Annotated in this window: 11 protein-coding genes and 1 pseudogene; 6 read left to right on the forward strand and 6 right to left on the reverse strand. The window is 60.9% G+C overall.

The annotated features are described in order from the left end of the window. Positions 1-5: 5 nt before the first annotated feature. Together VD17_RS15030 and VD17_RS15035 are read right to left on the reverse strand one after the other, a co-directional pair. Positions 6-1,202, reverse strand: coding sequence for a multidrug effflux MFS transporter (locus VD17_RS15030; protein WP_046054483.1), 1,197 nt, complete (start codon positions 1,200-1,202; stop codon positions 6-8). A gap of 170 nt (positions 1,203-1,372) precedes the next feature. Next, positions 1,373-1,570 carry a heavy-metal-associated domain-containing protein gene (locus VD17_RS15035; protein ID WP_046054484.1) on the reverse strand — a complete coding sequence of 66 codons (198 nt, stop codon included), beginning with the start codon at positions 1,568-1,570 and terminating at the stop codon, positions 1,373-1,375. Positions 1,571-1,717: 147 nt separating this feature from the next. Here VD17_RS15035 and VD17_RS15040 point away from each other — a divergent pair, with 147 nt between their 5' ends. From VD17_RS15040 to cueR, 3 genes are all read left to right on the forward strand, one after another. Further along, complete coding sequence (locus tag VD17_RS15040) at positions 1,718-2,101, forward strand: hypothetical protein (protein WP_046054485.1); 384 nt, start codon at positions 1,718-1,720, stop codon at positions 2,099-2,101. A gap of 187 nt (positions 2,102-2,288) precedes the next feature. Continuing rightward, a complete protein-coding gene (locus tag VD17_RS15045) occupies positions 2,289-4,682 on the forward strand; it encodes a heavy metal translocating P-type ATPase (protein ID WP_046054486.1) in 2,394 nt (797 codons plus the stop codon). Then, the gene (gene cueR, locus VD17_RS15050; RefSeq protein WP_046054487.1) at positions 4,679-5,092 is read left to right on the forward strand and encodes a Cu(I)-responsive transcriptional regulator; all 414 of its coding nucleotides are present in this window, start codon (positions 4,679-4,681) and stop codon (positions 5,090-5,092) included. The genes VD17_RS15045 and cueR overlap by 4 nt, the downstream gene beginning before the upstream one ends. Here cueR and VD17_RS15055 read toward each other — a convergent pair. After that, entirely contained in the window at positions 5,046-6,260 is a 1,215-nt protein-coding gene (locus tag VD17_RS15055; RefSeq protein ID WP_046054488.1) for an MFS transporter, read from the reverse strand. The genes cueR and VD17_RS15055 overlap by 47 nt on opposite strands. A gap of 223 nt (positions 6,261-6,483) precedes the next feature. Beyond that, complete coding sequence (locus VD17_RS15060; protein ID WP_033059517.1) at positions 6,484-7,377, reverse strand: PA4780 family RIO1-like protein kinase; 894 nt, start codon at positions 7,375-7,377, stop codon at positions 6,484-6,486. 461 nt (positions 7,378-7,838) lie between these two features. Between VD17_RS15060 and VD17_RS33105 the strand changes: the two are divergent. Next, positions 7,839-8,927: pseudogene (locus VD17_RS33105) on the forward strand (cache domain-containing protein); the annotation flags it as partial. 129 nt (positions 8,928-9,056) lie between these two features. Further along, positions 9,057-9,785, forward strand: a complete 729-nt coding sequence (locus VD17_RS33110) for a methyl-accepting chemotaxis protein (RefSeq protein WP_371917828.1) — start codon at positions 9,057-9,059, stop codon at positions 9,783-9,785. Positions 9,786-9,913: 128 nt separating this feature from the next. Here the strand turns inward: VD17_RS33110 and VD17_RS15070 are convergent, their stop codons facing one another. Next, positions 9,914-10,705 carry an AraC family transcriptional regulator gene (locus VD17_RS15070; RefSeq protein ID WP_046054490.1) on the reverse strand — a complete coding sequence of 264 codons (792 nt, stop codon included), beginning with the start codon at positions 10,703-10,705 and terminating at the stop codon, positions 9,914-9,916. Positions 10,706-10,789: 84 nt separating this feature from the next. Here VD17_RS15070 and VD17_RS15075 point away from each other — a divergent pair, with 84 nt between their 5' ends. Beyond that, on the forward strand, positions 10,790-11,818 hold the full coding sequence (locus VD17_RS15075) for a bile acid:sodium symporter family protein (RefSeq protein WP_046054542.1): 1,029 nt from the start codon (positions 10,790-10,792) through the stop codon (positions 11,816-11,818). Here the strand turns inward: VD17_RS15075 and VD17_RS15080 are convergent. Next, positions 11,805-13,082 carry an acetyl-CoA C-acetyltransferase gene (locus VD17_RS15080; protein WP_046054491.1) on the reverse strand — a complete coding sequence of 426 codons (1,278 nt, stop codon included), beginning with the start codon at positions 13,080-13,082 and terminating at the stop codon, positions 11,805-11,807. The genes VD17_RS15075 and VD17_RS15080 overlap by 14 nt on opposite strands. Positions 13,083-13,097 lie beyond the last annotated feature (15 nt).

The following is a 13,097-nucleotide window of genomic DNA, read 5'->3' on the forward strand; positions in this document are numbered from 1 at the left end:
CGTCCTCAGACCTGGGCTTGCGCCAACGCCCGGGCATTTTGCAAACGCCGGGTGAGCATCGCCACGCTCACCACCAGAATTCCGCACAAGCTGATGACCATGGCCATCGGCATGGCGCTGCCGTCGTGTAAAACACCCACCAGTGCTGCTGCCCCGGCGGCGACGCTGAATTGCAGGCAACCGAGCATCGCCGATGCGCTACCGGCCCGTGCGCCCTGCCCGCTCATGGCGCAGGCCGAGGCGTTTGGGAGGATGCAACCGAGGCTGGCGATGCAAACAAACAGCGGAATCAGCAACGGCCATAGCTGCGCGGTGTGCAGCGAACTGACGGCCAGCAGCGCCAGACCGGCGCCGACGTAGATCCACACGGTGCGCGACAACAAGAACGCCGGGCCACGCTTGGCCAGCAGTCGCGCGTTGAGCTGAGCCACCAGAATGAAGCCCGCCGCGTTGGTACCGAACAGCCAGCCGAAATGCTCGGGCGGCACGCCATACAGCTTGATGAAGACGAACGGCGAACCGGCGATGTAGGCAAACATCCCGGCGATGGCGATGCCGCCGGTCAAGGCGTGGCCGAGGAACACCGGATCCGACAACAGTCGACCGTACTGACGCAACGCGCCGGACAACGGTTGACGCGGCACATGGGCCGGCAGACTTTCCGGCAACCCCAGCGCCACGGCCAACCCTGCCAAGGCACTGAAACCGGTCAATACGAGAAAGATCGACTGCCAGCCCGTGGTGTTGACCAACAGCCCACCCAGCATCGGCGCAAGAATCGGCGCCAGGCCCATCACCAGCATCAGCTGCGAAAAGACCTTCGCCGAACCCACCGCATCGCATTTATCGCTGACAATTGCCCGCGCGATCACCATCCCCGCGCAACCGCCCAACGCCTGAACGAAACGTGCGCCGATCAGCCATTCGAGGTTCGGCGCATAGGCACAGGCCAGAGAGGCCGCAGTGAACAAGCCGACACCGGTCAGCAAGGGAATGCGTCGTCCGAAGCGATCCGCCACCGGGCCGTAAGCCAGTTGACCGATGGACAAGCCAAGGAAATACGCCGCCAGGGTTAGCTGAACGTGTTTTTCATCGGTGGCGAAGGCGAGCGCCATCGCCGGGAAGGCCGGCAGATAGAAATCGATCGCCAGTGGACCGAAGGCGCTCAAGGCGCCAAGAATCAAAATGGTACGGAAATTCATCAGGCATCCAGTTGGACAGGGGGCGGCAGCCCCACAGTCTAGCCGCGCATGGACGCCTTGAACATTCCGTTAGGTCGCTAACTATTAAAAACCCTCAGGCAATTGATGCCTGTCAGCTAAAGCACAGAACCTGTGGGAGCAAGCTCACTCCCACAGGGGTTGAGCCGTATTCAGGCGACTTTCGCCTCGTAGCCCTCTTCGGTGATCACAGCGATCACCTGGTCCGCCGACAAAGCGCTCTTGACGCCGACTTCCTTCGCGGCCAGATCGATATGCACGCTGGCCGCAGGATCCTTGGCTTGCAGCGCCTGGGTGATGGCTTTGACGCAGTGACCACAGGACATGCCTTGAACGTTGAACACTTGCATGGGATGACTCCTTTCGTGAAGTTGCGTGCAGTCTCGAGCTTGCCACCGTGGCAAGGTCAAGTTCTGAAGTGAGCTGCCGGGCTGGCAATCAGCGTCGCGCTCGGCCAAGCTGCGTCCATCAATGACTCGACATCAGGAGATTCAGCCATGCGCTGGTCAGCTCTCAGCCTGTTTGGCTTTCTCAGCCTATTTGCCGCGACACCTTCAGTTCAAGCCGCCGGGGAGGACTATGGCGTACTGATCATTTCGCGCGAGCGCCTGGAAGTCGCGACCTCCTGTGAGATCGGCGTGTACATTCACGATCAACTTTCGGCGCGGTTATTCCAGGAGCAAAGCACCTCGTTCAACCTGCCGCCGGGTAATGTTTCCTTGCGCCTGAAGTTGCTGCCGGGCCAGGCGCCGGGTTGCAATCCGGGCATGCTCGCACCGGGTTCACAGAACATCACGCTCAAGGCCGGTGACGTGTTGAAGTTCCGGATTGCGATGACGCAGGAAGGGATGTATCTGAAACCCACTGCCCTCGAATATTGAGTCGCCGGTAAAAAAAGATCACAGGATCGCAGCCTCGTTGCACTCGACAGCTCCTACAGGGATACGAAACCTTGTAGGAGCTGTCGAGTGCAACGAGGCTGCGATCTTTTGATCTGAGACATGGCGCTTGACCTTGCCAGCATGGCAAGGTTGATCCTGTAGTCATCTTCTACAGGGAGCGTGACCGATGTCCGAATCCACCACTTTCGATCTGCCGATTGCCGGCATGACCTGCGCCAGTTGCGCCGGGCGTGTCGAGCGTGCCTTGAGCAAAGTCATCGGCGCCTCTGCCGTCAGCGTCAACCTGGCCACCGAACAGGCCCGGGTTCAAGCGCCCAGCGACAGCCTGCCGGCCTTGATGGACGCGGTGCAGCAGGCGGGTTACAGCGTGCCGCAGCAGAGTCTGGAATTGAGCATCGATGGCATGACCTGCGCCTCCTGCGTCGGCCGGGTCGAACGAGCGCTGGCCAAGGTGCCGGGGGTCAAGAGTGTCAGCGTCAACCTGGCCAACGAACGCGCTCACCTTGAACTGCTCGGCCAGATCGATCCGCAAACCCTGATCGGCGCAGTGACCAAGGCAGGCTATAACGCCAGTGTCTGGGAAGTCGAACACCCGCAAACCGATAATCAACAACAACGCCTGCACCGCGAGCGTTGGGCCTTGATCATGGCGATCGTCCTCGCCGCACCGTTGGTGCTACCGATGTTGCTACAACCGTTCGGCGTGCACTGGATGCTCCCGGCCTGGGTGCAATTCGCGTTGGCCACGCCGGTGCAATTCATCTTCGGCGCGCGCTTTTACGTCGCTGCCTGGAAAGCCGTGCGCGCCGGTGCGGGCAACATGGATTTGCTGGTCGCGCTGGGTACCAGCGCCGGTTATGGCTTGAGTCTTTATGAATGGGCCACTGCCGCCGGGCGCATGCCGCACCTGTATTTCGAAGCCTCGGCGGTGGTAATTGCCTTGGTGCTGCTGGGCAAATACCTGGAAAGCCGCGCCAAACGCCAGACCGCCAGTGCTATTCGCGCCCTCGAAGCCTTGCGCCCGGAGCGGGCAATTCAGGTGATCGACGGCCGCGAGCAAGATGTCGCCATCAGCGCCTTGCGTCTGAATGATCTGGTCATGGTCAAACCTGGCGAACGCTTCCCGGTGGACGGTGAAGTGGTCGAAGGCCAGAGTCACGCCGACGAAGCGCTGATCAGCGGCGAAAGCCTGCCGGTGCCCAAACAACCCGGCGACAAGGTCACCGGCGGCGCGATCAATGGCGAAGGCCGGTTGCTCGTTCGCACCCAGGCCTTGGGCGCGGAAACCGTGCTCGCCCGCATCATCCGCCTGGTCGAAGACGCTCAAGCGGCGAAGGCTCCGATCCAGAAACTTGTGGATAAAGTCAGCCAAGTCTTCGTGCCAACGGTCCTGCTGATTGCGTTGGCCACCTTGATCGGTTGGTGGTTGTACGGCGCGCCCCTGGAAACGGCGCTGATCAATGCCGTGGCGGTATTGGTGATCGCCTGCCCTTGCGCGCTCGGGCTGGCCACGCCGACAGCGATCATGGCCGGCACCGGCGTGGCGGCGCGCCACGGGATTCTGATCAAGGACGCCGAAGCATTGGAGCGTGCCCATGAAGTCAGCGCGGTGGTGTTCGACAAGACTGGCACGCTGACGTCGGGTACTCCGCGCATCGCTCATTTGAGCGCAATCAACCATGACGAAGCGGCCCTGCTGAAAATGGCCGGCGCCCTGCAGCGCGGCAGTGAACACCCACTGGCCAAGGCGGTTCTGGACGCTTGCGCCGAACGCGGCTTGACCGTGGCCGATGTCACCGACAGCCAGTCCCTGACCGGCCGTGGCATCGCGGGCACTCTCGACGGTCGTCGATTGGCGCTGGGCAATCGTCGTCTGTTGGAAGAGAGCGGCTTGAGCGCCGGTGAATGGGCCGACTCCGCCACAGCGTGGGAAACCGAAGGCCGGACCCTCTCCTGGCTGATCGAGCAAAGCTCCGAACCACGAGTGTTGGGCCTCTTCGCTTTCGGCGATACCCTCAAACCCGGCGCGCTGCAAGCTGTGCAACAACTCAACGCACGCAACATCAGCAGCCACCTGCTGACCGGCGACAATCGTGGCAGTGCCAAGGTGGTTGCCGATGCGCTGGGCATCAAGGATGTCCACGCCGAAGTACTGCCGGCGGACAAAGCCGCCACCGTCGCCGAACTGAAAAAAACCGGCGTGGTAGCGATGGTCGGCGACGGCATCAACGACGCACCCGCCCTGACCGCCGCAGACATTGGCATCGCCATGGGCGGTGGCACCGACGTTGCGATGCACGCAGCCGGGATCACCTTGATGCGCGGCGACCCACGGCTGGTGCCGGCAGCGCTGGAGATCAGCCGCAAGACTTACGCGAAGATTCGTCAGAACCTGTTCTGGGCCTTCGTCTACAACCTGATCGGTATTCCGCTGGCCGCGTTCGGTTTCCTCAACCCGGTACTGGCCGGTGCGGCCATGGCGTTGTCGAGCGTCAGCGTGGTGAGCAATGCGCTACTGTTGAAAACCTGGAAACCCAAGGATCTGGAGGACAACCGATGAACATCGGCCAAGCGGCCCGCCAAAGCGGCCTGAGCGCGAAGATGATTCGTTATTACGAATCCATTGGCCTGCTCAAGGCCGCCCATCGTACCGACAGCGGCTATCGGGTTTATGGCGACGACGACCTGCACACCCTGGCGTTCATCAAGCGCTCCCGGGACCTGGGGTTCTCACTGGAAGAGGTCGGCAAACTGCTGACCCTCTGGCAGGACCGCCAACGAGCCAGCGCCGACGTGAAGGCCCTGGCCCGTCAGCACATTGATGAGCTGAACCAGAAAATCCGCGAACTCGGCCAACTGCGCGACACCCTGCAGGACCTGGTCGAACACTGCCACGGTGATCACCGCCCCGACTGCCCGATCCTCAAGAACCTGGAGTCGGGCTGTTGCGCACAACCCGCTCGCTCCTGATTGCCAGCCCCTTCACCACCAACAAGGTGGTGAGGGGTATCCCGTGGAACAACAGCACCACGGCACCCGGCGTCCACCACGAATAGAACGGCGCGGCGATCAACATGCCCACGCCGAACCCGGTCATTTGCAACAGCGTCAGGAAGCTGAAAATCGGCAGGCGCAGGCTGTCCGGTTCACGCTGCAGGCGCGACATCAGGCCGACTTCCGAGAAACCGTCGCCCAACCCCGCCGGCAACGAGAACAACAGCAAACCGTAGAGCGTTTCCTGCTGAAACATCAGGATGAAGCCGCAGGACATCAGCAACACACCAAAGAAGAATCGCCGCTCCAGGTTCACGTTATCCGAGCCTTTCAGACGGCTGGCGATGCGCGCGCCGATGAGTTTTCCGCTGGCCCAGACCGCCAACATCAGACCCAGCGTGGTACTGGCGGACTCGGGCGTCAGCAGTCTGGAAATGATCGGGAACCCCACGTTGTGCGCGGCACTGCCCAGGGTGTCGGCCATCGCGACTGCGAGCATCGCTGCAACAACAGGCGTACTGCGCAGACCTTGGCGCAGGGCCGACCATTCACCACGTTCGTGGGTGGGTTCGTCACTGGGCGCGGGGTGTGAAAAGCGCAGCGGCAAGATGAACAACGCGGCCAGCAAATAAGTGACCACGTTCAATGCAAACACTGTTTCAAAGCCAAATGCCGCCACTAAAAGCCCCGACACCAGACTTCCACCGACCATAGCGGCCGACGATGCCGAGGTGATCCAGGCGTTGGTCTTGAGCAAATGCTCAGCCTCGATCAAGTGCGGCAATTGGCTGTTGAGGCCGATGGCGAACATCGAGTTGCCGAATCCCAGACCGAAAGCGATCACCGGTAACAGCAGCATCTGCTGGCCGACAGGTAGCACAAGCAGCAGGCCCAGCAGCCCGGCGCGCAACAGGTCGAAGGCAATCAGCGGCAGGCGCCCGGCCCAGCGGCGATAAAACGTCGTGCCGATGAGGCTGGCGAAGATCCCACCGGCCACGCGGCTGGCGAGGAAGATGCCGACGCTCATGGCGCTGTTGCTGAGCAGGTAGACGTAGGTGGCCAGGGCGACCATGTTGAGGAAAGCGCCGAAGTCCGAGACCAGACGGGCAGCGATGATCAGTTGGGTGTTGCGGGTGGAGTTCACATTCAGTCCTTGAGTGTGGGGAGCAGCAGGGAGAACACAAAACTCTGTTACACCAAAAATCTACTGTGGGAGTGAGCCTGCTCGCGATGGCGGTGTGTCAGTTGTATTGTTGTCGACTGACACACCGCCATCGCGAGCAGGCTCACTCCTACATTTGATCTCCAGTGTCTGGAGATCAGCATCTGCAAAAAACCCGGCCGAAGCCGGGTTTTTCGTTAACCAATCACTGCATCCAGGGAGGAGGCGGCTCTTCGGTTTTGCCTGGTGGCGCATCGTCTGCCGCGCGCACCGCTTGCTTGCGCTCTTCATCAAGGCGTGCCGCCTCGATCTCGCGCATGATCCCCCCAACATCGGCCAACTCTTCCGGCTCATCGAACTCGCCGGTCAAGAGGCTGGCCGGGTGCAAGGTGCCGGCTTCGAACAGGGCCCACATTTCCTTGGCGTACTTGGTCTTTTTCAACTCCGGCGCAAACCGCCCGAAGTAGGACGCCATGTTGCCAACATCCCGCTCCAGCATGCTGAACGCGTGGTTGTTACCCGCTGCGTCGACCGCTTGCGGCAGATCGATGATCACCGGGCCGGTCGGGGTCAGCAATACGTTGAACTCCGACAGGTCACCGTGCACCAGACCGGTACACAGCATCAGCACGATCTGCGAAATCAGGAACGCGTGATACTCGCGCGCCTGATCCGGTTCCAGCACCACGTCGTTCAGACGCGGCGCGGCATCACCGTACTCATCGGCCACCAGTTCCATCAGCAGCACGCCTTCAAGGAAGTCGTAAGGCTGAGGGACCCGAACGCCAGCACCGGCCAGACGGAACAATGCCGCCACTTCGGCATTCTGCCAGGCGTCTTCGGTTTCTTTCTTGCCGAACTTGGAGCCCTTGGCCATCGCTCGAGCCTGACGGCTGTTGCGCACCTTGCGGCCTTCCTGATACTCGGCCGCCTGACGGAAACTGCGTTTATTCGCCTCCTTGTAGACCTTCGCGCAACGTAACTCGTTGCCGCAGCGCACCACATAAACAGCTGCTTCTTTACCACTCATGAGTGGGCGCAGCACCTCGTCGACCAGACCGTCCTCGATCAGGGGTTCAATGCGTTTTGGAGTCTTCATCAGCTTTTATTGGGGGTCCTTTATTACCAAACACGCGAAAGTCATTCCTTATACGGCAATCCACTCATTCGGGGGAGGGGTTGCCGACCTATGAACGTTCCTGTGACCGTCAACAAGCACACAATGTGCCGGTTTAATCAGGCAACAACCGCCGGTCGTCATCGGCGCCACAGATCATAGCTGACCTTGCGCCACTTGTTGCTGAAGGGCTAAGCGGGTATTTGCGACAGAAGCTGACATCTCGATTCATACCCTTCGTAGGATTTTTCTAAATAGGCCTCAATTTCCGCCTCGGCCAGCCGAAGTCATCAGAGACAAAGTGATTTGTCCGACAATCGTTTCGACAACAACAACAACGATGGCGCACTCACGGAACCGGGTCGATCAAAAACGTTTACGGCTGCCAATAATCCGCGAGTCATCTGCACTGCGTGGGTCTACAAGAAAAATCTGGAGCGCGGATGAACATCAAACAGAAGTTGACCTGGGCGTTTGCAATCATCGCCTGCTTGCCGGTGGTGCTGGTCGCTACCCTGGTTGTGCTGAACTTGCGCAGTGATGCCAAGGACAGTTTCGTTGACGGCAGTGGCCGCGAAATTCGTCAGGTCAGCAACGCCATGCAACTGTTCTTTGACGGCATCAGCCAGAACGTGGATTACCTGGCGACCCAACCGCTGATCAAAAATTCCGACGACAGCCTCAAGACTTATATGAGCGCCAACGCCGAGAGCATTCCTCAAGGCGAGATGGACAAGAAGGTCTTCGGCCTCCTTCAGGACCTGGGCAACAGTCACCCGTCCTACGCCTATGCCATCCTCGGCACCGCGGCGGGCGGTTATGTGTCCTGGCCGGACGATGCGAAGCTGAGCAATTACGATCCGCGCCAGCGCCCCTGGTACAAGGCTGCCCAGGCCAAACCGGGCAAACCGTTCCGCACCGAGGCCTATTACTGGGCCCAGGACGACGCTACGTACGTCAGTACCGTGCGCACCATCGACAACAAATTGGGCACCAATGGCGGCGTGGTCAGCATCGACGTGACGCTCAAGCAGCTCACCGAAATCGTCAAACAGATCAAGCTCGGTGAAACCGGCTACCTGATGCTCCTGGAAAACACCGGCACCGTGCTGGTCGATCCGAAGCAACCGGAACACAACTTCAAAGCTTTGAGCAGCCTCGGCGAGGGCTACGCGCAACTGGCCAAGGCCGGCAAAGGGCTGGTGGAAGTCGAGCTGAACGGCGAGCGCTACATGGCCAACGTCTGGCCGTCGGAGCAGTTGGGTTGGACCTTTGTCGGCCTGATCAAGCAAACCGACGTGATGAGTTCGGCCACCCAGCTGACCTGGCTGATCGCGATCATCGCCGCCGTGCTGGCCGTGTTCTTCGCCATCGTCGGCGCCAGTTTCGCCAGCCTTATCGTGCGGCCGATCCGCAGCGTGGCCAGCGGTCTGGAAGGCATCGCCCAAGGCGAAGGCGACCTGACCAAGAACCTGCAAATCCGTGGCAGCGATGAAACCGCGCAACTGGCCAACTGGTTCAACCAGTTCCTGGCAGCGATTCGCAACCTGATCCAGAACATTGGCGGCGCCGCGACCAAGATCCTCGCCACCTCCAAGAGTTCGACCCAGGTCTCCAGCGACATGGCCGAAGCGGCCGGGCGTCAGCGTGAAGCGGTGGACATGGTTTCCACGGCGTTCCACGAAATGGTCGCCACCGCCAACGAAGTCGCGCGCTCTTGCAGCCAGGCGGCGGAATCGGCCGACAGCGGCCAGCGCCAGGCGCGTGAAGGTCAGCAGCAGATTGATGCGGCCGTGACCAGCGTTGATCGCTTGAGCCAGGAAATCGAACAGTCGGCCCAGTCGATGCAACAGCTTGAGCGCGACAGCAACGACATTCAGTCAATCCTCGGGACCATTCGCTCGATTGCCGAACAGACCAACCTGCTGGCACTGAACGCGGCCATCGAAGCGGCGCGGGCCGGTGAACAGGGTCGTGGGTTTGCGGTGGTGGCCGATGAAGTTCGGGCACTGGCCAAGCGGACGGCCGATTCCACGGCGGAAATCGACGGTTTGCTGGGCAACCTCGCCAAGCGCACCAGTCAGGTGACTCAGCAAATGCATGCGAGCCTGGAAGTGTCCCAACAATCGGTGACGCGGATCGGTGAAGCACGCAGCAGCTTCGGGCTGATTCGGGAGTCAGTGGACGTGATCCGCGACATGAACACCCAAATCGCTACCGCGGCGGAAGAACAACATCAGGTGGCAGAAGACATCAATCGGCACATCAGCCAGATTCATGGTGATGCGCAGTTGGTGGCAGAACTGGCGAACTCGGCGCGGCTGGATTCGCAGAGTCTGGCGGGGTTGTCGAACGAGCTGGACGGGTTGGTTCGCCGCTTTAGAACCTGATCCTCAAGAACGCCGCAAAACAAATGTGGGAGCGAGCTTGCTCGCGATAGCGGCTGGACAGTCAACAATGATGTTGAATGTTGAGCCCTCATCGCGAGCAAGCTCGCTCCCACAGTGGTCAGGTGGTGTCAGTGTCTGAAGAGTTCGCCGGGAGTGAAGCCGAACAGGCTTTTGAACGCCGCAATAAACGCCGAAGTCGAGTCATACCCGCAAGACAGCGCGGCATTGGTCACGCTGTCGCCCTCCTCCAGCAAACTCAACGACGACAGCAACCGCATCCGCTGGCGCCACCCTCGAAAGCTCAACCCGGTTTCCCGCTGGAACAACCGCATCAAGGTCTTCTCCGACATCCCCAACCGCTCGGCCCACGCCTGCAATGTCACATTGCACTCAGGGCTTTCAATCAGCTCGTTGCACAACCCGAGCAACCGTTCATGGCGCGGTAACGGTAGCGAGAAGCCGACCTCCGGCAGATGCGCCAACTGGTCCAGCAGCACGTTCACCAGCCGCGCTTCCTGGCTGTCGCCCTGTGGATATTCAACCGGCAGCAAACAAAAACTCTTGATCAGCTCCCGGGCCAACGGCGTCACTTCCAGCACCCGGCAACGCCCGTCCGCCCATTCACAATCCTCGCGGCGCACATAGAGGCTACGCATCTCGGCGCGCATCGAAGTCACCACCTGGTGTTCGAGATCCGCCGGAATCCAGATGCCCCACTGCGGCGGCGCAAAGAAACTGCCTTCGGCGGTGTGCACGCCGAGAACGCCGCTGATCGCGTAGGAGAACTGCACCCAATCGTGTCGATGCGGAGGCGTCCATGAACCGGCGTTGAGGCTTTCCGCACGGGCATACAGCGGACGCGGCAACGCCGTCAGCGTCGGAATCGTCCGTTCGAGGGAAAGTTGTCCGTTAGTCGGCATTGATTGGCCTTATGTCGCAAGACGGCTGATGGAGCCGACGTTAGGCTAAGTCACCAATTCTTACAAATGTATTCGGTGCCTGTTATGCATGCCTTCAAACACCTCAAACGCGTGGTCACCGACTGGTTCTTGTGCGGCATGTTGATCGCCACGCTGCTGGCGTATTTCTTCCCGACCTTCGGCGCCACCGGCGGCGGAATGCACGCTGAATACGTGATTAACATCGGCGTGTTCCTGGTGTTCTTCCTGCACGGGGTCAACCTGTCCAGCGAGCAGATCACCCGCGGTCTGAAAAACTGGAAGCTGCACGTGATGGTCCAGGGGTTCACCTTCGCGGTGTTTCCACTGATCTGGCTGCTCAGTGACAAGCTGTTGGGTTCGCACATTCCGTCGCTGCTGATGCTCGGCTTCCTGTACCTCTGCGCCCTGCCCTCGACCATCTCATCGTCCGTGGCCTTGACCGGCAGCGCGGGCGGCAACGTACCGGCGGCGATTCTCAATGCGAGCCTGTCCAGCGTGCTGGGGATTTTCCTGACGCCGTTGCTGGTGAGTTTCGTGGTCGGCAGCGGCGCGGGTGGCATCGATCTGGGCTCAACCCTGCTCGACCTCTGCGCCATGTTGCTGTTGCCACTGGTGCTTGGCCAATTGGTTCGGCCATTCCTGGGCAAGTTCTTCGCCCGCCACAAGCGCTACACCAACATCGTCGACAAACTGGTGATTCTGTTGCTGGTCTACGCGGCGTTCTGCAATTCGATGGTCTCGGGGATGTGGCAACAGCAGGGCAACAGCGTGATCCTCACGGCGCTGATCGGCAGTGCGATCCTGCTGGCGATCATCCTGTGGATGACCACCCGCACCGCTCGCGCATTGAAATTCAGCCCGGCCGATGAAATCGCAGCGGTATTTTGCGCCAGCAAGAAGTCCCTGGCCGCCGGTGCGCCAATGGCGGCGCTGATCTTCGGCGCCAACCCGGGGCTTGGGCTGATTCTGCTGCCGATCATGATCTACCACCCGTTGCAGTTGATCGTCTGCTCGGTCATGGCCGAGAGTTACGCCAACCGCAACCGGCAGCTGGCCCAACAACAAAGCACCCCGGCCCTCAGCGCTCGATAATCACTGTCACCCCCTGGCCACCGGCGGCGCAGATCGAGATCAACCCTCGGCCCCGCCCCGCCGCATCCAGCAACTTCGCCAGGTTCGCGACGATCCGTGCGCCTGTCGCTGCAAACGGATGCCCCGCCGCCAGTGAACTGCCTTTGACATTGAGGCGGCTGCGGTCGATGGAGCCCAGTGGCGCATCGAGACCGAGGCGGGTTTTGCAAAATTGCGGATCCTCCCAGGCCTTCAGCGTGCAGAGCACCTGCGCGGCGAAGGCTTCGTGGATTTCGTAGTAATCGAAGTCCTGCAAGGTCAGGCCGTTGCGCGCCAGCAAACGCGGCACTGCATACACCGGCGCCATCAACAATCCTTCCGCACCGTTGACGAAATCCACCGCCGCCACCTCGCCATCGCGCAAATAGGCAAGGACCGGCAGGCCACGCTCCTTGGCCCACTCTTCACTGCCCAGCAGCACCAACGACGCGCCATCGGTGAGCGGCGTCGAGTTGCCCGCCGTCAGGGTGCCCTTGGCGCTTTTCTCGAACGCCGGCTTGAGTGAGGCGAGTTTTTCCAGGGTCAGGTCCGGGCGCAGGTTGTTGTCGCGAGTCAGACCGAGGAACGGCGTCATCAAATCGTTGTGCCAGCCTTCGGTGTAGGACGCAGCCATTTTCTGGTGACTTTCCCAGGCCAGTTGGTCCTGTTCGTCGCGCGGGATGTTCCAGGCCTGGGCCATCAACTCGCAGTGCTCACCCATCGACAGGCCAGTGCGTGACTCGTTGATGGTTGGCAGATCCGGGATCAGGTGACGGGGGCGCAGTTGCAGGAAGGTTTTCAGTTTATCGGCGGTGGTTTTGGCGCGGTTGGCTTGCAGGAGGATTTTGCGCAGGCCTTCGTTGACGCCGATCGGCACGTCGGAGGCGGTGTCGACGCCGCCAGCGATTGCGCATTCGATCTGGCCCAGCGCGATTTTATTGGCCACCAGCAGCGTCGCTTCCAGACCAGTGCCGCACGCCTGCTGAATGTCGTAGGCCGGGGTGGTTGGCGCCAGCCGCGAGCCGAGTACACATTCGCGGGTCAGGCTCATATCCCGGGAGTGCTTGGCCACCGCCCCCGCCGCCACTTCGCCCAGGCGCAAACCGTGCAGGTTGTAGCGTTCGATCAGGCCTTCGAGCGCGGCGGTGAGCATCGCCTGATTACTGGCGGTGGTGTACGGCCCGTTGGAACGGGCGAAGGGGATACGGTTACCACCAATAATCGCAACGCGGCGCAGCTGAGTCATGAAAAGCTTCCTATT

The sequence above is a fragment of the Pseudomonas fluorescens genome (assembly GCF_000968015.1).
Lineage (GTDB): Bacteria > Pseudomonadota > Gammaproteobacteria > Pseudomonadales > Pseudomonadaceae > Aquipseudomonas > Aquipseudomonas fluorescens_W.